Source organism: Paenibacillus lentus, assembly GCF_042714055.1.
Taxonomy (GTDB): domain Bacteria; phylum Bacillota; class Bacilli; order Paenibacillales; family Paenibacillaceae; genus Fontibacillus; species Fontibacillus lentus_A.
Window position 1 is genome coordinate 128,800 of sequence record NZ_JBHGVC010000012.1, and the last position, 17,326, is coordinate 146,125.

Sequence of the window (17,326 nt, forward strand, 5' to 3'; positions counted from 1 at the left end):
GATTATAAAAGCTCCCCGGCGGCCTGATCCACGATAACAACAACATTTGGATGAAGCTGCAATAATGAAGCAGGGCATTGAGTCGTAACGGGCCCTTTGAGCGCCTTGGCAACAATTTCAGCCTTGTCGGCTCCTTTGGCCATCAGCAAAATTTGCTTCGCTTTTAGAATGGAGCCGATGCCCATAGTAATGGCGTGTGTCGGTACTTCGTCGATGGAGTTAAAGTAACGTGCATTAGCTTTGCGGGTTACTTCATCCAGCTCGACCACATGGGTTGCTGCGGTCAATTGCTCAGCAGGTTCATTGAAGCCAATATGCCCGTTATGGCCGAGGCCTAGGAGCTGCAGGTCGACTTGCCCTGCCTTCTCAAGCAGCAGATTATATTCTTCCGCGGCTTTATGCCCATCGCCGGATACGCCTGACGGCACATACGTATTATTTAGATCTATGTCTACATGATTGAACAGCTTCTCGTTCATGAATCTGCGGTAGCTTTCCGAATGATCCTCCGGCAGGCCGATATACTCGTCAAGGTTATAGCTGCGGGCTTCCTTGAAGCTCACCAGGCCTTGCTTGTTTAGCTCAATCAGCTGTTGATACACTCCGACAGGAGTACCCCCGGTAGCTAGTCCAAGCGTAGCACGCGGGTTCGTTTGCAGCAGACTTGCGATAATTCCTGCTCCGGTCTCATTGAATTGCTGTTCATTGTTTACTTTAATAATATTTAACATATTTATTCGCCTCCAGTAGTTTTACGATAGATTTGGACATTCTGATACGAATTCTTTAGTTTAGGTGTATAATCTGTAAATTCCAGACTTACCATTCCTGTAAATAAAATATCGATCACATGAAGCTGGGCAATTCTTGAGGCCATGTCGCCTCGCCGCATACCTTCCTCCAGAGAGGAAGAGAATAAAGATATGTCCGCTAAGGATGCAAGGCTGTTGCTGCCGTATTGGGTTAAGGATAAAGTAACGGCCCCGCTGTCTTTCGCACATCGCAGCGCATCGATGGATTCCGGTGTTTCCCCGGAGTATGAAATGGCCAGCGCCGCATCACCTTCGCTTAAGCTGGACGCAGAAGTGATTTGCATGTGCGAATCCGCAAAGGCGGTGCAATTCTTGCCGATCCGAATCAGCTTCTGATAGAAATCCTGCGCGATGACGGAGGAAGTAGCTACGCCATAGAGGTCGATCCGCTTTGCGCGGCATAGCGTTTCCACAGCCCTTTGGAGCTGGGAGATATCCAGCAGACGAGTTGTATCCGTTATCGATGCCAAATGATTAGCTTCCATAGCCTGTACAATTCTGTTCAGATCGTTGCCTGCGATAATATCCTGGTAATGACTTTCTGAAGGTTTATGAGCCAGCTCAAAGGCGAGCTTCATTTTGAAGTCGGGAAATCCTTTGAAATGAAACGTCTTGCAAAATCTTGTCACCGTAGAAGGACTGATTCCGCACTCCTCAGCGAGATCAGTAATGCCCATATGGATAACGGATGTAGGTGCATTTAAAATATGTTCTGCCAGGCGTCTTTCTTGTGGCGGCAAGGCGTTTAGTTGGGTTGATAACGCGTGCAGAATAGGAGTATGGATACAGGTTCACCTTCTTTCCTGTAACGATGCAAAATAGAGAAGAAAATAATTATTTTTGAAAACGTAAAAATTATGAAAACTATTTTAATACATCATAAAATATTCCACTTTATAATGCAAGGTGTATTATTACACCCATGTGACACTTTTGAAACAAAGCTCCTTGTTTTTCGGGCGATCACATAATACACTAATATATGTTTAGAACTAGACAGCTTAATCGTATAACTGTCCGATGAGGAGGAATAGTGTGGATCCGAATCTCGATCAATACATAGACCGGCTCCAGTCGAGTTTCTCGAAGGTTGTTAGAAGGCTGCAGAACGAAATCATGCAGCATCGCGAGCTGCCGCTTACCGGCCCGCAGTTTCATATGCTGTCGCTCATTGCCAAGGAGCAAAGCTGCAACGTAACTTATTTGGCAGAGGCGCTTGTCGTTAAGCCGAGCGCGATAACGGTCATGATCGATCGCCTCGTTCAGAACGGTTATGTAGAGCGCAAACATGATGAACAGGATCGGCGCGCAGTCCTCTTATCCATTACGCAGCAAGGCAGGCATGCATACGAGGAAGCACGGAGGAAATCAAGGGAAGTACTGGCCTATTATTTTGGTCATTTGGATGAGAACGAGAAGGAAGTATTGGAGCGCGTAATTGCTAAATTTGATGAGGTCTCCCGCCTGAAAGAGAGAGGAACGGGCGAAGCGTAGAAATAATAAGAATCACTTAACGAAAGGGTACCTGCGGGTGCCTTTTTTTCATTTGTCACGTCATCGGGCATCGGGGTAGAATAAGGTTAATATTGTAATTATGACTATACAATTTTTGAAATCTGCAATTCATTAAATAGGCATTGCGTTTTAGATTTAGCCAAGAGCGGAGGATGTTTATGGATCAATATATACTTGCTCTAGATCAGGGAACGACGAGTACGCGGGCGATTCTGTTCAATAAGCAAGGGAAGATCGTACACTCAGCGCAGCGTGAATTTCCGCAGTATTTTCCTAAACCCGGATGGGTAGAGCACAATCCCAATGAGATTTGGGGTTCAATTCTAGCGGTAATCGCTTCTTGTTTGTCGGAGTCGGGGGTTAAGCCGGGCCAGGTAGCGGGAATCGGTATTACGAATCAAAGAGAAACGACGATCATTTGGGAAAAAGAGACCGGAAATCATATCTACAATGCTGTTGTGTGGCAATCCCGACAGACGGCGGACATATGCGAAGAGCTCAAGGCCGCTGGGCATGATTCTTTATTTCAGCAAAAGACAGGATTATTAATCGATCCCTATTTCTCAGGGACGAAAGTGAAATGGATCTTGGAGCATGTTGAAGGAGCGAGGGAACGAGCGGAGAACGGAGAGCTGCTCTTCGGCACGATCGATTCATGGCTCATTTGGAAACTGACCGGAGGCCAGGTACACGTCACTGATTACTCCAACGCATCGCGAACCCTAATGTACAACATTCATAAGCTCTGCTGGGATGATGAGCTGCTGGAACTGCTCGATGTGCCGAAAGCGATGCTCCCCAAAGTCCGCTCATCCTCCGAAGTTTATGGACATACGGCACCGTATCATTTCTTTGGACATGAGGTGCCGATAGCCGGGGCGGCGGGCGACCAGCAGGCGGCACTTTTTGGACAGAACTGCTTTGAGCAGGGAATGGTGAAGACTACTTACGGCACAGGCTGCTTTATGCTGATGAATACGGGAGAGAAGCCGGTCTCGTCGGAGCATGGACTGATTACTTCGGTTGCATGGGGCTTGGGCGGCAGGGTTGAATATGCTCTAGAAGGGAGTATCTTTGTGTCGGGATCAGCCATACAATGGCTAAGAGACGGCCTCAGGATGTTCCGTGAGGCGAAGGATAGCGAGAGGTATGCCGAACGCGTCGATTCCACGGAAGGGGTATATGTCGTGCCGGCCTTTGTCGGCCTGGGCAGCCCGTATTGGGATAGCGAGGTTCGGGGCGCTGTATTCGGCTTAACGCGGGGCACGAGCAAAGAGCACTTTATTAGAGCTACACTGGAAGCTTTGGCTTATCAGACAAAGGATATTCTTGTGGCGATGGAGAAGGACTGCGGCTATAAGGTGAATACGATGCGCGTGGACGGCGGAGCGGTATCGAATACATTCCTAATGGCATTTCAAAGCGATATTCTCGATGTGCCCGTAGAACGTCCGACCGTACAAGAAACAACCGCGCTAGGTGCAGCCTATCTGGCAGGGCTTGCTGTAGGATATTGGCAGGATCTTGATGAAATTCGCCGCATTTGGAGCGTGGAACGCAGATTTGAGCCGATGATGCCGGAGCATGAGCGGGAGTTACTATACAGTGGCTGGAAAAAGGCCATATACGCCGCTATGGCGTTTAAATAAGGATTGGGCTGCACACAGCCCATTTTTTCTTTGTATCGCACGCTTACCCGCTTTTTTTCATAATATGTGTTGACTGTATCCCTTAACCTTGTTATACCACAAAACCCGAGCAAGGAGGGGTGACGCATTTTGAAAAGCAGCGATCGTAACAGCAAATTTCTGTTGACTCATCGTGAGCGAGAAGTTTTCGAACTCCTCGTGCAGGATAAAACGACGCGCGACATTGCGGGGCAACTATTTATCAGCGAGAAGACCGTACGAAATCATATTTCTAATGTCATGCAGAAATTGAACGTAAAAGGTCGTGCGCAGGCGGTTGTCGAGCTAATCAAGCTTGGGGAACTAAAAATCTGACGGTTTTGCAAAGCACGTCAAGAACCGTAAACCTTCTATATTCCTCTATCCGTTATGCGGAGAGGGACTAGAAGGTTTTTTGTTGTTTGAGGCCGATAGGGGAATTCTAGTTTAGGGTTGATAATTCCTCATTTTCCATATATTATATATTGGTGAATTGAATAAACGGGAGCTTGGGCCAACCAGGCTGAGAGGATAGCTAATGCGCTGTCGACCGTAATACCTGATCTGGGTAATGCCAGCGGAGGAAATGTTCGAGCCTTTGTGTATACAGAGACCGCTTCTTTCGTTGCGGTCTTTTTTTGTTGCATTTGGCAGCATCAGCTCCGCTTGAACCCATTCATTCTAAGGAGGAATAGAAATGGCAAGCGAAACCAACAACAACACGGTCAACCCTGAGTTCTTAGCTTTTCCGGGCAGTCGCAAGGTGTATCTACAAGGTTCACGGCCGGATATACAGGTGCCCATGAGAGAGATTGCACTTGCGCCGACCGTTCGCGGAGAATCGGTAGAAGAGAATGAACCTGTTCGGGTATATGATTGCAGCGGTCCTTACACAGACGCTAACCACCATGCGGATATTAGGACAGGGCTTCCAGCAAATCGCAAGAATTGGATTCTGGAGCGGGGGGATGTGGAGGATTATGAAGGCAGGAGCATAAGACCTGAGGATGATGGATACAAAACAGAAAAGCAGCTTGATCGGACGGAGATTTTCCCCGGCCTGAGCCGTAAGCCTCTAAGAGCCAAAGCCGGCCGCAATGTGACGCAGATGCATTACGCAAGAAAGGGAGTCATCACGCCCGAAATGGAGTACATTTCGATCCGGGAGAACGTGACTCCGGAATTCGTACGCAGGGAAGTAGCTGAAGGCAGAGCGATTATTCCATCCAATATTAATCATCCCGAAAGCGAGCCGATGATTATCGGCCGTAATTTCCTAGTCAAAATCAATGCAAACATCGGCAACTCGGCCGTCGCCTCTTCCATTGAGGAGGAAGTGGAGAAGATGAGATGGGCGACCCGTTGGGGCGCCGACACGATTATGGATCTTTCCACGGGGAAAAACATTCACACGACGCGGGAGTGGATCATCCGCAATTCACCGGTGCCTGTAGGCACAGTTCCACTCTACCAGGCGTTGGAGAAGGTAGGCGGAAAGGCAGAGGCATTGAGCTGGGAAGTCTACCGCGATACATTGATCGAGCAAGCGGAGCAGGGCGTCGACTATTTTACGATCCATGCCGGAGTGCTTCTGCGGTATATTCCGTTAACGGCTAAGCGTGTCACAGGCATTGTGTCTCGCGGCGGTTCCATCATGGCAGCCTGGTGCCTTGCTCATCATCAAGAAAACTTTCTTTATACCCATTTTGAAGAAATCTGTGAAATCATGAAAAGCTATGACATCGCCTTTTCGCTTGGCGACGGCCTGCGCCCGGGTTCGATTGCGGATGCTAACGACGAAGCTCAGTTCGCTGAGCTCGAGACGCTCGGCGAACTGACCAAAATCGCTTGGAAGCATGACGTTCAGGTGATGATCGAAGGGCCGGGCCACGTACCGATGCACTTAATTAAAGAAAATGTTGACAAACAAATGGAGATATGCCAGGAGGCTCCTTTCTATACTCTGGGCCCGCTAACTACGGACATTGCCCCAGGCTACGATCATATTACTTCAGCGATTGGAGCGGCTATGATCGGTTGGTTCGGGACGGCTATGCTATGCTACGTGACGCCTAAGGAACACCTCGGCCTCCCTAATAAAGACGATGTTCGTGAGGGAGTCATTGCTTATAAAATAGCCGCGCATGCAGCTGATCTAGCGAAGGGACATCCTGGAGCCGAAGAAAGAGATAACGCGTTATCCAAGGCCCGGTTCGAATTCCGTTGGCGAGACCAGTTCAACCTCTCGCTCGATCCAGAGAGGGCTCTGGAGTATCATGATGAAACGCTGCCCGCGGAAGGAGCCAAGACCGCTCACTTCTGTTCCATGTGCGGCCCTAAATTCTGCAGCATGCGAATCACTCAGGACATTCGTGATTATGCCAAGCAGCATGGACTTGAAGAAGAGGAGGCTATCGCCAAAGGCCTTAAGGAAAAATCACGGCAGTTCAAAGAAGCGGGAAATGTCATTTATCGATAGAAATATTTCGAAACAATATGACGAGTGACATACAGAAATAGAACGATTGAACAAATTTTTTTACCTTCCTTCCTTACTGTAGAAACTAACTACTATAATCCATTTACTATAAGTTGAACTTTCTAGTTCATCTTATATAGCAATAAAACCATCCAGCCCCCTCCGTACGGAGGGGGCTAGAAAGGTTAATTGTCACCTGTACTAGAGCGATTTCAAGTAATCCACGATCGTTAATAGCCCTTTATCGAAATTCTCCAGATTGAAGTGCTCGTTGGGAGCATGGAGGTTCTCGTCCGGAAGCCCGAAGCCCATCATGACGGCCGGAGCATTTAACACGCGTGACAAGGTCTCTACAATCGGGATGGAGCCGCCGTCATTCGTGAACAGAGCGCGGGTGCCATACACGCGTTCGTAGGCGTCTGCGGCCTTTTGAAGCATCAGATCCGATGGATCGATGGTAAAGGCACGGGCTTTTTCCACTTGAACGACATTCAATTTGGCGCCGGGCTGTATATGCTGCTTTAAATGTGCCTCAATTTTGTCCAAAATATCCTGCGGATCCTGATTGCCGACTAAACGGCACGTTATTTTGGCGTGCGCTTCCTTCGGAATGACGGTTTTGGAGCCTTCGCCTTGGAAACCGCCGTATACCCCGTTCAATTCCAGTGTCGGACGAGCTCCGGTTCGTTCCACGAAATTATAGCCATCCTCACCGTAAAGAGTGTCCAGGCCGAGATCGGATTTTAATTTCTCCTCATTGAACTGCTGCTTGGCGAATTCCTCGCGAAGCGCGGGAGTCAGTTCCGGCACGCCTTCATAAAATCCCTCTACCGCTACTCTTCCCTTGTCATCATGAAGTGATGCCAGGAGGGCAACCATAGCATGCAGCGCATTAGGCACGCCGCCTCCGAAGGTTCCCGAGTGAAGATCCGTATTAGCGGTCTGCACCGTGACTTCTAGAGAGCACAGTCCGCGCAGACCGGTACAGATAGCAGGCTTGCCTGGCTCGAGCAAAGCTGTGTCGGAGATGAGCACGACATCGGCGGCCAGCTTTTCCTTATGTTCGTCCAAGTATGGCGGAAGGTTAGGGCTGGCGATCTCTTCTTCCCCTTCAATGCAAAATTTGATATTGACCGGAAGCTGTTTTTCTTCTTTTAAAATGGCCTCTACGGCTTTGATATGAAGGTACAGCTGCCCTTTGTCATCCGTAGCTCCCCGAGCATACAGCTTGCCGTCCCGGATCGTCGGCTCGAACGGAGGCGTTTCCCACAAGTGCAGCGGATCCACCGGCTGAACGTCATAATGACCGTATACGAGTACCGTTGGTTTCCCTGGAGCATGAAGATGATCCGCGTAAATAATCGGATGACCTTTTGTCGGAATGATTTCTACATGTTCGAGTCCGGCGCTGGATAACGAGTCCGCGATCCAATCAGCCGCTTTGGCGATATCCGGTTTATGTTCAGATAGTGCGGAAATGCTTGGTATTGTCAGCAATTGCTTTAACTCATCTAAGTGCTGTTCCCTGTGTTTTTGAAAATAGACCTCATAGCTCATCTTGTCATATCCTCCCGAACTTTATTGTAACTCCTTTATTTTACTACGTTTTGGCTGCTAACACGAATTGCAAAGAGAAGTTGCCATTATTCTAACCGCCACTTTCACAGGTCATGTGAATTAAGCAGATTTTAATAAAAGTCTGCTTAAATTTATATTTATTTAATGTTTGATTTCGTTAATTCTGTTACTCTCTTAAAAGAGAGTTCAATTTATAGAGCTCCGGTTGTTAGGTGAGATGAAGGGAGTTATAGGGTAAATGGATGATAAAGATAAGAAGGAACTGGAATCATTAGAGAAGGAGAACGAAGCCGGATCAGGGCAAGAGAGCTCTTCCGAAGAGGCTGGTATAGCTGAAAAGACAGAAGCTGCGGAAGCAGAAGCTAGAGCCGAGGCTGAAACTGGGTTCGAAGCTGGATCGCCCGAAGAAACGAATGCAGAGGCTGAGCCTGAACTTGAAACTGAACCGGAAGCGATCCAAGCGATTGAGGCGATTGATCGCACGGGCTCTGCTGAACCGAATTATGCCGCTGTCGGACAGTCCTTTGCAGATACTGGATCCACGCCTCCACCAGCATCCGGCTCATCAAAAATATGGCCTATCATTTCTTTAGTTCTGGCTGCTGCACTTGTTATCGTATTGGTGCTGCCGCTAATTGGAAATAAGAAGGATGTCGTGGCTACGGTTAACGGAACTACAATTACCCAAAGTGAGCTGTATAATGAACTTGTGAAGGCAAGCGGCGGTGAACAGGCCAAGCAAGCGCTGGATGCAATGATTACAAAGACGCTGATCGCTCAGGAAGCTAAGAAGAAGAGTGTCGTCGTGACTGAGGAAGATATCAATGCAGAGATTGATAATTATACGAAATCCTTCGGCAGTCTCGAAGTATTGGAGCAAATGCTTCAACAGTATGGGATGACCATGGAGGATTTAAAGCAGGAAGCTGAGCTGAATGTGATGATCTCTAAGCTGCTTGAGGACAAAACGAACGTGACGGACGAAGAAGTGAAGGAAACTTTCGAAATGTATAAAGAATCCTTCAATACACCGGAACAGGTTCGAGCTTCGGTAATCCTGGTAGAGACGGAAGCCGAGGCCAACGATGTCATTCAGCAGCTTAAAGAAGGCAAAGACTTTACGGAGCTCGCCAAGAGCACTTCGCTGGACACGTTCACGAAGGATTTGGGCGGAGATACCGGATTCTTTGGGCGGGGACAGGTAGAGCCAGCTGTCGAAGAAGCAGCCTTCAAGCTGCAGAAGGATGAAATCAGCGGCGCGGTGAAGACGGATGACGGATACAAGGTCATTAAATTAACCGACCGCAAGGAAGCTAAGGAAGGCACGCTTGAAGAGAATAAAGAAGAGATTCGCAAGGGCCTGGTTGCGCAGCAAATCTCGGAAATATTCGAAGGATGGTTTAATGACGTAAAAAGCAATGCTAAGATTACTAATAAATTGACAGATACCGCAGATCCAGCTAATAACGCTGCAAGCAGCAATAATACGGCCAGCTAAGAATCTATGGGTATAAATAAGATTTAATTCCCGGATAGCCAGCGTCTCCTTAAAGAGACACTGGCTATCGCTGTATTTTTGTAATCGGCCCCTTGGCAATTCATAGTGAAATGGCAATATCGTTTGCAAGTTGCCGGGTTTATGTATAACTTATTAATAGAGCAGTTTTTTTGCATAGATAGGGGAGGAGCAGTTCTGATGACGGAATGGTATGAACGCAGCTTTGGCGAAGATTATTTACTGGTCTATAAACATCGCGACGTACAGGGAGCGAAACGAGAAGTACATACAATGATTTCCTGGTTAGAGTTGCCTGCTGGCGCAAAAGTGCTGGATCTTTGCTGTGGCATGGGGCGGCACTCTATGGCTCTAGTAGAAGCTGGCTATGAGGTTACTGGCATAGATTTGTCGGACGTGCTGCTGCGTGAAGCGCAAAATCATGATCCGGAAGGGCGCGTAGCCTGGTTAAAGGGGGATATGCGCAATTTGCCGCTGGAGGGCGGTTTTGACGCCGTCGTCAATTTGTTTTCTTCCTTTGGTTATTTTGAGGAGGATACGGAGCATATCAAGGTGTTGAAGGAAATTCGCAGAGTGCTGAAGCCGGGTGGACAATTCATCATTGATTTCCTCAATCCGTCGTATACGGTAAAGCATTTGGTACCACGCTCCGAGCGAGTTGATGAAGGACAACGCATTACAGAGGAACGCAGCATTCAGGATGGATATGTGAAGAAGCATATTGAGATCCAAAGTATGGATTCAAGCTCCTCGGAGGAGCCAAGGCGTTATTTAGAAAGGATTAAGTTATATAACCGTGAAGATTTTACGGAAATGCTGACGCAGAGCGGCCTGCAGCTGGAACATGTCTACGGGGGATATGGCGATATACCTTATGACCCGGAGGCTTCTTCCCGCATGATCATGGTCGGAAGATCTTTATGAAGCCCGTTCGTTTTCAGTCCTGGGCGGAAGCAGGCGTGATTCAAGTTCCGATTTCTATGGCTCCTCCGCTTAAGAAAGTGAACAGCTATATGCTTCGCGGTTCCGAGGGAATCACCGTCATAGATCCCGGACCGCGAACGGAAGAGACCGAGAAGGAATGGAAAGAGGTCTGGAGGGAGCTCAGAATTCAGCCTGCAGATATTACCTCTATCGTCATTACGCATCATCACCCCGATCATTTCGGGTTAGCCGGGTATTTGCAGTCGCTGACCCAGGCTAGGGTCTACATGTCGGAAAGGGCCTATGAAGAGGCTGAACGGATGTGGGGGTCGGGCAGTGTAGTAAATGAGGCGCTTCCTGCTTTGTTTCAGCGGCATGGCATGCCCGCAGATTGGTTGAACCAGCTGCCGCAGCATATGAGAGGGTTTATTTCCCAAGTGAAGCCTTTTCCGGAAATCACTCCTGTAACGGAAGATTCATCAATCCTGATGGGAGGAAGGCGCTGGGAGCCGATCATAAGCGGTGGACATGCTCCTGGCCATATGTCTTTTTATGAGCGGAGCAAGAAAATAATGATCTGCGGAGATGCCGTTCTGCCGCAAATCTCTCCTAATATTAGCCTGGTTCCAGATAGTGAGTCCGATCCGCTTCAATCCTTTATCGAGGGATTGCGGCGACTCGGCAGGTATGATGTGAATACGGCTTTTCCCGGACACCGCAGCCCCTTTGACTATTTCAATGAACGGGTACGCTTGCTGACACAGCATCATGAGCAGCGCCTGCAGCGAATGGAGCAGCTGCTGCAGGAAGAGCCCTTGACGGGCTTCCAGATTTGCAGCACAGTTTTCGGGACAAAGCTTGGCATCCATCAAATGCGGTTTGCTATGTCGGAGACGCTCGCCCATTTGCTTGAGCTTGTCCGCCAAGGGCGTGCAGCTATGGAGGAGAAGGATACTGGCGGGGAAATCCGCTTCAGAGCATTGCAGCAATCGTATAAAATATTGTAGCTGTCAAAAGGCTGACACACCAAGAACAAGCTGCGGACATCCGCGGCTTGTTCTTGGTTTTGCTTGCTATGAAACAGTTATCTGTCGGTATCCATCGTCTCTTCGCCCTGTTCCTTTTCACGCTCAGCCTGCTTGCGATGGGCGATCCGGCTGCTGGCCGACGCGGCAATAGCTCCAACGATATCGTCAAGAAACGTGTTGCACGGACCTAAGCTTTTATCATTTAAGCGTTCCAATACCCCTGGCTTGAGCTTGTCCACATAGCCATAGTTCGTAAAGCCGATGCTTCCGTAGACGTTAACAATCGAGAAGGCCAAAATCTCATCTACGCCGTACAAGCCTTCATCATTGACGATCATATCCTGCAGCTCCGGAATCAAGAGCCCCTTCTCTGCTAAAATGTCCAGTTGAATTCCTGTTAGCACAGCGTTCTGTACTTCTCTTTTGCTGAGGACTTGCTCCACATTGTGAATGCACTCCTCCATGGTCAGGTTCGGGTAATACTTTTGCTGCAGCAGCATGACTAGCTCGGCAATCTCGCTGAGCTTCACCCCGCGTTTTTGCAGCCACTCCATGGTTGTATCAGCAACCTTTTTACTGTTCAGGCTGTAAGGCAACTTCGCTTTTGGTTGTTCCATCCCCATTCACCTCTATCCCTCTTATATGATGTCCATCTGTTTGAATTTCTGACTTGGCTAAGATGCAGTGTGTCCACTTCAGGGAAAAATTAGTTATTTTTCAAGAAGGGGCTCGTATATATAGTAATACAAACCTTAGAAAAATGTTAGGGAGGAACCCAGGTCATGAAATGGAACCGCTTATTACGCAACACGTCCGCAGCGGGAATACTCGCATTCTCGCTATTGCTGACAGCCTGTAATCCCTTTGCTGCAAAATCCTCGGGCCAAATTGACCCTCCGCCTGCAGATGTTGAATTCCAGATGCTGGAGAGCCTTGAGGCGCAAGATCAGACAAGCTTGGGAACGAATGGCACGATGTCCACGGTGTATCTGGAGAACGAGAGCGGCCTGCTTGCTCCGGTTGCTCTGCAGCTGCCAGAGGAAGACAGCAGCACGCATTTGACACGTGCTCTGGAAAGCCTAGTAAAGGACGGGCCTTATGCCAAGCTCGTTCCAGAAGGTTTTATGGGGGTGCTGCCAGAAGGGACAGAGGTCAAGGCGATTACGCTTCAAAAGGAACAGCAGGCGGCCATCGTAGAATTTACGGAGCCATTCAGAAATTATGAAGCCCGCGATGAACGCAAAGTGATGGAGGCACTCACCTGGACATTAACCGAAAATCCGGACATTCAGCAGGTTCAGCTTTGGGTCGATGGCGAGAAGCTGAATGAAATGCCGGTGGATGGAACACCGTTAGACCGACCATTGACACGAGCTATCGGTATAAATTTGGAAATAAATGGAGGGACGAGTCTTTCTTTAAGCAGTCCGGTCACTGTGTATTTCTCTGCGGCGACGCCGGAAGGCGTGCAATATTTTGTGCCGGTCACCCGCTTTGTTGCCAGCACCTCAGACCGTGTTCAGTCGGCGCTGCATGAGCTGATTAAAGGTCCATCTCGCGGAGAAGGCCTAGAGCGAGTCGTAACCGACAATACTACCGTCGATGGTATTGAAATATCTCAGGACGGAATAGTCACCGTATCGATTAGCGATGATATGTTTGATCCCGGCGAGAGAGTGCCTGCCCAAATGCTGCAGTCGCTTGTGCTTACCGTGACGGAGAATACTCCGCAAGATCAGGTACGGATCTGGTTGAATGGTGAAAAGGATGTTATCGGGCTTGATGACCAGAAATATAGCGAACCGGTGTCCAGGCCTGAAAACATCAATCAAATCCCGTTGTAAATTAAAAAACACTTCGCATTGGGCTTGCCGCGGCAAGCCCAGTTCTATTGTATTGGACACTGCAGCTTACTTTAAATTGGCACTTTGTTGGACCTTAGCTAAAGAGATATCGACGGGGAGGAATGGAATGGTGATTTTATGCTTACACTTTGGTAGAATAGGGAAAGCGCAAGGACAGCATGTAACGTAGGAGGCGGGTTACGATGAGAATAAACGGGCGTGAAGCCAACGAGCGGCGGCCATTGAACTTAACAGTAAACATTAACAAATATGCAGAAGGATCCGTATATATCGAGGTTGGGGACACGAAGGTAATATGTACGGCTACGGTTGAAGAGAAGGTACCGATGTTCATGAAAGGCCAGGGCAAAGGCTGGGTTACCGCAGAATATTCCATGCTTCCCCGGGCGACACATTCCCGTAACCAGCGCGAATCGGCTCGCGGCAAACAAAGTGGACGTACGATGGAAATCCAGCGTCTAATCGGCAGGGCCCTGCGTTCTGTCGTTGATTTGCAAGCACTCGGCGAGCGTTCTATCACGATTGACTGCGATGTGCTGCAAGCGGACGGAGGAACCCGTACGACGTCGATTACGGGCGCATTCGTTGCTCTGGCGTTAGCGGTGAATAAGATTGTTCAAAAGCATTCCCTGCCAGTTTTTCCTATTACGGATTACCTGGCTTCGGTTAGTGTTGGCATAGTCGGTCAGGAGACGCTGCTCGATCTTAACTACGAGGAAGACTCCAAGGCCAAGGTAGACATGAATGTAGTGATGACAGGACAAGGACAGTTTGTAGAGGTTCAGGGAACCGGCGAAGAGAATCCGTTCTCCAGAGAAGAATTGAATAAGATGCTGGAGCTCGCAGAGAAAGGCATCTTTGAAATGATTGATATTCAGCGCGAGGCGCTTGGGCCGATTGCCCTTAAAATTGGGAGCAAAAAGCCAGAGGCGGGTGTATGATGAACAAGCAGGAATCCGTTATTATCGTGGCTACGCGGAATCAGGGAAAGGTCAAGGAGTTTGCTCATGGACTCGCTTTTCTGGGTAAGCCCGTAAAGAGTATGTATGATTATCCCGAGGTTCCTGAGGTGGTAGAGGATGGCGAGACGTTTGCGGAGAATGCCCGTAAGAAAGCCAAGGAAGTGGGCGATTTCTTGGGACAAACGGTACTGGCCGATGATTCAGGACTATGTGTTGACAAGCTGGATGGTGCCCCGGGGGTCTATTCCGCCCGATATGCGGGAGAAGGAGCTTCGGATGAGGATAATAACGAGAAGCTGCTAGGCGAACTCGAGCGGATGCGGCTTGGGGAAGATACAGAGCAGCCGCTGCTTAGTACGGCCCGCTTTGTATGTCACCTTGCACTATATAATCCAGAGACGGGAGAATTTATAGAGGGTTCCGGCACGGTGGAAGGCTGGATTACATCAGATCCAGCCGGCGGAGGCGGCTTCGGTTATGATCCGCTTTTTTACCTGCCGGAATACGAGAAGACGCTTGCCGAGCTAACGGTATCGGAGAAGCAAGCAATAAGTCATCGCGGAGCGGCATTGCGGCAGCTGGTCGAGAAATTAAACGACATGAACAAATAGGAAGCCTTTAGTAGCAATGCACAGGCTCCCTATATGGATTTGATCGAAATGAACCCCTTTAAGTGACCGCGTGGGAAACTCACATCTTCTGTGGGTCGACTGGACGCTGACTTAAAGGGGATTTTAGCATGGTATGATTGTAATGATGATGCTACTGAATTTGGCTGGCTTCGTTGCTATTTTTGTGACGGCTGTAATAAAAAAACCAGCAGTCGTTCAGCAGCCGAATTTGGCGCCGATCTTTTTTATGAAATGCACGCATCATCTGGTTGCTGAGCCAATTAGGCAATACGATCTCCTCCCCGATATTTCCCTATGTCGTTAGCATATGGGGAGAAGCCGTCAAGAGTGCAGGTCCATTAGCTTTATTGGCCTTCTTCTTCGTACCATTGCTCCAACTGGGCTTGCAGGGCACGGATTTCCGTGAGCAAAGAGATCAGAGGATAATTCTCCTCGCGAATTGCGGAGAAGGCTTCCTCCAACTCGTTGATATAGTCTAACCCGCCTGTGATTTGCAACGATTCAAGCAGCAGATCCAACCGGTCACATTCGGCAATCGCTCGGGGCAAAGAAGGAACCTCGGCTGCGGTTAGTTTTTCGATTTCTTTGTTCAAGCGCAAATTAAGAGCGCTGAGCTGATAGGCATAGTCAGAGGGCATTTCCACAAAACGTAAATCACTGTCCTGCTGCAGAATGACATATCTCATTGAGGCCATTTTTTAACATTCTCCTTTTTATTATTGCTACTTGACAGTGTAGCTTAACAGGAAGTTAGAATTCAAGTACAAACCGGCTTGATCCAGGCCGGGATGCTAACTGCAACACGTGGAGGAGGTTATTATTTTGAATGATGAACAACTGCAGGCTTGGGTCGAAGAAATCTCGCTCCGCAGCTTCGGTCTGCCCTTTCGGCATGAAGCTAGGTTCAATCGTCGATTAAGTTCGACAGGCGGTCGATACTTTATGAAATCCCATCATATTGAGATTAACCCCGCCCAGTTGGCTGCCTTCGGAGAGGAGGAAGTGGAGAAAATTATTAAGCATGAATTGTGTCATTACCATTTGCATATTATGGGCAAGGGCTACAGGCATCGCGATCCCGATTTCAAAGCCTTATTAAGTCAGGTCGGGGGAAGCAGATATTGTCAAACGCTGCCTGGAGGACAAGGCAGAAAGCCATTGCCGTATCGTTACATGTTGAAGTGTATAAGCTGTGGAACGGAATATCTGCGCAAGCGCCGTGTCGATCCTAGGCGGTATCGCTGTGGGAAGTGTTCGGGGAAGCTTCAATTGTTTAGTTATAAGGAGTAGAACCTGTAAATAATTTTGGCGTGAAATGTGATATACTGACAGCAAATCAAATGAGGAAGTGATCATGCATGGCTAAATCTAAAGCTAAACGAATGCGGGATAAAATAGCGCGTGAAGGCAGGCGCAACCCGGAGCTGAGCCGCAGCCCGTTTGCGACAACAGATTTGAGAACAAGAAGAACCAAAACAAAGCAAGAACTTATGAGTCAGAATAAACATAAACAGAAGAACCTGATCTCTTTCTACGGAGATGATGGTTCTTTTTTTGTTGGCAAGAAGTCCTCATGTTTGTCATATATATAGAATGGGAACGTAAGGAGTTCATGGGGAGAGGAGCATCCGGCTTCGAAGGAGCATTATGCGGATGGAGGCGAGGCATAATGAGCGCAGAGCTGCTTATCCAACTGCTGGTACTCATCGTCATGCTCATCGAACTGGCGCGGCACCGAAGGGATTCCTGAGTTCCGTGGGGGTCTGGCTGTAAGGCCAGACCCTTCTCGTTTTCCAGCTCGTCATCTTGACTTTGATTAAAAATCATGATAAATTATACCGTATCTATAGTGATTTAGCGTTCCCTGATAGCTCAGTCGGTAGAGCACTCGACTGTTAATCGAGTTGTCACAGGTTCGAGTCCTGTTCGGGGAGCCATTTCTTTGGAGAGATACCCAAGTGGCTATAAGGGGACCCTCTGCTAAGGGGTTAGACTGCGTAAGCGGTGCGAGGGTTCGAATCCCTCTCTCTCCGCCACTATAGATTGAGAACCCTCGGTGGTTCGTCGGAGCATAGACTACGTTAGCAGTACTTCGCAGTCTCGAATGAAATGAGAGTATCCCTCTCTCTCCGCCACTATAGATGAATCTGTAGGTTCGTCGAGTAAACACCCAAAGTCCTGATGGACTTTTTTTTGTTTCTTATGCGAAAAAAGGGTTGTCAACGTTTGTGAATTTTGATATACTCACTTTTGTTGTCACTCTAAATAAGGGTGCTTGCAGCATTGGATATGGCCCGTTGGTCAAGGGGTTAAGACACCTCCCTTTCACGGAGGTAACAGGGGTTCGA

At 48.5% G+C, this 17,326-nt stretch carries 19 protein-coding genes, 2 tRNA genes and 1 riboswitch; of the genes, 15 read left to right on the plus strand and 6 right to left on the minus strand.

Translation table 11 applies throughout. From position 1 onward, the window contains the following. Positions 1 to 2 precede the first annotated feature (2 nt). Together nagB and ACE3MQ_RS22170 are read right to left on the minus strand one after the other, a co-directional pair. Positions 3 to 731 (minus strand): glucosamine-6-phosphate deaminase, encoded by a 729-nt coding sequence (nagB, locus tag ACE3MQ_RS22165; protein ID WP_379396804.1) that lies wholly within the window; start codon positions 729 to 731, stop codon positions 3 to 5. A 2-nt stretch (positions 732 to 733) separates the two neighbouring features. Then, complete coding sequence (locus ACE3MQ_RS22170) at positions 734 to 1,597, minus strand: MurR/RpiR family transcriptional regulator (RefSeq protein WP_379396846.1); 864 nt, start codon at positions 1,595 to 1,597, stop codon at positions 734 to 736. Positions 1,598 to 1,847: 250 nt separating this feature from the next. On the opposite strand from ACE3MQ_RS22170, the gene ACE3MQ_RS22175 reads away from it, so the two are divergent. From ACE3MQ_RS22175 to thiC, 4 genes are all read left to right on the plus strand, one after another. Next, on the plus strand, positions 1,848 to 2,306 hold the full coding sequence (locus ACE3MQ_RS22175) for a MarR family winged helix-turn-helix transcriptional regulator (RefSeq protein WP_379396806.1): 459 nt from the start codon (positions 1,848 to 1,850) through the stop codon (positions 2,304 to 2,306). A 179-nt stretch (positions 2,307 to 2,485) separates the two neighbouring features. Next, complete coding sequence (gene glpK, locus ACE3MQ_RS22180; protein ID WP_379396808.1) at positions 2,486 to 3,976, plus strand: glycerol kinase GlpK; 1,491 nt, start codon at positions 2,486 to 2,488, stop codon at positions 3,974 to 3,976. 129 nt (positions 3,977 to 4,105) lie between these two features. Next, positions 4,106 to 4,330 carry a helix-turn-helix domain-containing protein gene (locus ACE3MQ_RS22185; RefSeq protein ID WP_009225122.1) on the plus strand — a complete coding sequence of 75 codons (225 nt, stop codon included), beginning with the start codon at positions 4,106 to 4,108 and terminating at the stop codon, positions 4,328 to 4,330. A gap of 155 nt (positions 4,331 to 4,485) precedes the next feature. Next, positions 4,486 to 4,597: riboswitch (TPP riboswitch) on the plus strand. A 94-nt stretch (positions 4,598 to 4,691) separates the two neighbouring features. Then, positions 4,692 to 6,473 (plus strand): phosphomethylpyrimidine synthase ThiC, encoded by a 1,782-nt coding sequence (gene thiC / locus ACE3MQ_RS22190; RefSeq protein ID WP_379396810.1) that lies wholly within the window; start codon positions 4,692 to 4,694, stop codon positions 6,471 to 6,473. A 201-nt stretch (positions 6,474 to 6,674) separates the two neighbouring features. Here thiC and ACE3MQ_RS22195 read toward each other — a convergent pair whose 3' ends face one another. After that, positions 6,675 to 8,030: a dipeptidase gene (locus tag ACE3MQ_RS22195; protein WP_379396812.1), complete on the minus strand. Its 1,356-nt coding sequence runs from the start codon at positions 8,028 to 8,030 to the stop codon at positions 6,675 to 6,677. A 259-nt stretch (positions 8,031 to 8,289) separates the two neighbouring features. Between ACE3MQ_RS22195 and ACE3MQ_RS22200 the strand changes: the two genes are divergently transcribed. The 3 genes from ACE3MQ_RS22200 (at position 8,290) to ACE3MQ_RS22210 (ending at position 11,498) form a co-directional block, all read left to right on the plus strand. After that, entirely contained in the window at positions 8,290 to 9,549 is a 1,260-nt protein-coding gene (locus ACE3MQ_RS22200) for a peptidylprolyl isomerase (protein ID WP_379396814.1), read from the plus strand. Positions 9,550 to 9,747: 198 nt separating this feature from the next. Next, positions 9,748 to 10,491: a class I SAM-dependent methyltransferase gene (locus tag ACE3MQ_RS22205; RefSeq protein ID WP_379396816.1), complete on the plus strand. Its 744-nt coding sequence runs from the start codon at positions 9,748 to 9,750 to the stop codon at positions 10,489 to 10,491. Beyond that, a complete protein-coding gene (locus ACE3MQ_RS22210) occupies positions 10,488 to 11,498 on the plus strand; it encodes an MBL fold metallo-hydrolase (protein WP_379396818.1) in 1,011 nt (336 codons plus the stop codon). The genes ACE3MQ_RS22205 and ACE3MQ_RS22210 overlap by 4 nt, the downstream gene beginning before the upstream one ends. Before the next feature lie 77 nt (positions 11,499 to 11,575). On the opposite strand, the gene ACE3MQ_RS22215 is transcribed toward ACE3MQ_RS22210, so the two are convergent. Beyond that, the gene (locus ACE3MQ_RS22215; RefSeq protein ID WP_379396820.1) at positions 11,576 to 12,142 is read right to left on the minus strand and encodes a phosphatidylglycerophosphatase A family protein; all 567 of its coding nucleotides are present in this window, start codon (positions 12,140 to 12,142) and stop codon (positions 11,576 to 11,578) included. Positions 12,143 to 12,301: 159 nt separating this feature from the next. Between ACE3MQ_RS22215 and ACE3MQ_RS22220 the strand changes: the two genes are divergently transcribed. The 3 genes from ACE3MQ_RS22220 (at position 12,302) to ACE3MQ_RS22230 (ending at position 14,957) form a co-directional block, all read left to right on the plus strand. Then, entirely contained in the window at positions 12,302 to 13,363 is a 1,062-nt protein-coding gene (locus ACE3MQ_RS22220) for a GerMN domain-containing protein (protein WP_379396822.1), read from the plus strand. A gap of 203 nt (positions 13,364 to 13,566) precedes the next feature. Further along, positions 13,567 to 14,325 carry a ribonuclease PH gene (gene rph / locus ACE3MQ_RS22225; RefSeq protein ID WP_379396824.1) on the plus strand — a complete coding sequence of 253 codons (759 nt, stop codon included), beginning with the start codon at positions 13,567 to 13,569 and terminating at the stop codon, positions 14,323 to 14,325. Continuing rightward, positions 14,325 to 14,957 carry an XTP/dITP diphosphatase gene (locus ACE3MQ_RS22230; RefSeq protein ID WP_379396848.1) on the plus strand — a complete coding sequence of 211 codons (633 nt, stop codon included), beginning with the start codon at positions 14,325 to 14,327 and terminating at the stop codon, positions 14,955 to 14,957. Before rph ends, ACE3MQ_RS22230 begins: the two co-directional genes overlap by 1 nt. Before the next feature lie 151 nt (positions 14,958 to 15,108). Here the strand turns inward: ACE3MQ_RS22230 and cmpA are convergent, their stop codons facing one another. Both cmpA and ACE3MQ_RS22240 read right to left on the minus strand, forming a co-directional pair. After that, complete coding sequence (gene cmpA, locus ACE3MQ_RS22235; RefSeq protein ID WP_379396826.1) at positions 15,109 to 15,246, minus strand: cortex morphogenetic protein CmpA; 138 nt, start codon at positions 15,244 to 15,246, stop codon at positions 15,109 to 15,111. Between the two features lie 76 nt (positions 15,247 to 15,322). After that, the gene (locus tag ACE3MQ_RS22240) at positions 15,323 to 15,673 is read right to left on the minus strand and encodes a hydrolase/acyltransferase (RefSeq protein WP_379396829.1); all 351 of its coding nucleotides are present in this window, start codon (positions 15,671 to 15,673) and stop codon (positions 15,323 to 15,325) included. A gap of 127 nt (positions 15,674 to 15,800) precedes the next feature. Here ACE3MQ_RS22240 and ACE3MQ_RS22245 point away from each other — a divergent pair, with 127 nt between their 5' ends. From ACE3MQ_RS22245 to ACE3MQ_RS22265, 5 genes are all read left to right on the plus strand, one after another. Beyond that, positions 15,801 to 16,268, plus strand: coding sequence for a SprT family protein (locus tag ACE3MQ_RS22245; RefSeq protein ID WP_379396831.1), 468 nt, complete (start codon positions 15,801 to 15,803; stop codon positions 16,266 to 16,268). Between the two features lie 68 nt (positions 16,269 to 16,336). After that, positions 16,337 to 16,570, plus strand: a complete 234-nt coding sequence (locus tag ACE3MQ_RS22250) for a hypothetical protein (RefSeq protein ID WP_379396833.1) — start codon at positions 16,337 to 16,339, stop codon at positions 16,568 to 16,570. Positions 16,571 to 16,590: 20 nt separating this feature from the next. Further along, positions 16,591 to 16,728, plus strand: coding sequence for a hypothetical protein (locus ACE3MQ_RS22255; RefSeq protein ID WP_379396835.1), 138 nt, complete (start codon positions 16,591 to 16,593; stop codon positions 16,726 to 16,728). A gap of 111 nt (positions 16,729 to 16,839) precedes the next feature. After that, positions 16,840 to 16,915 (plus strand) — tRNA-Asn (locus ACE3MQ_RS22260). Between the two features lie 7 nt (positions 16,916 to 16,922). After that, positions 16,923 to 17,014: transfer RNA gene (locus ACE3MQ_RS22265), tRNA-Ser, on the plus strand. Positions 17,015 to 17,326 lie beyond the last annotated feature (312 nt).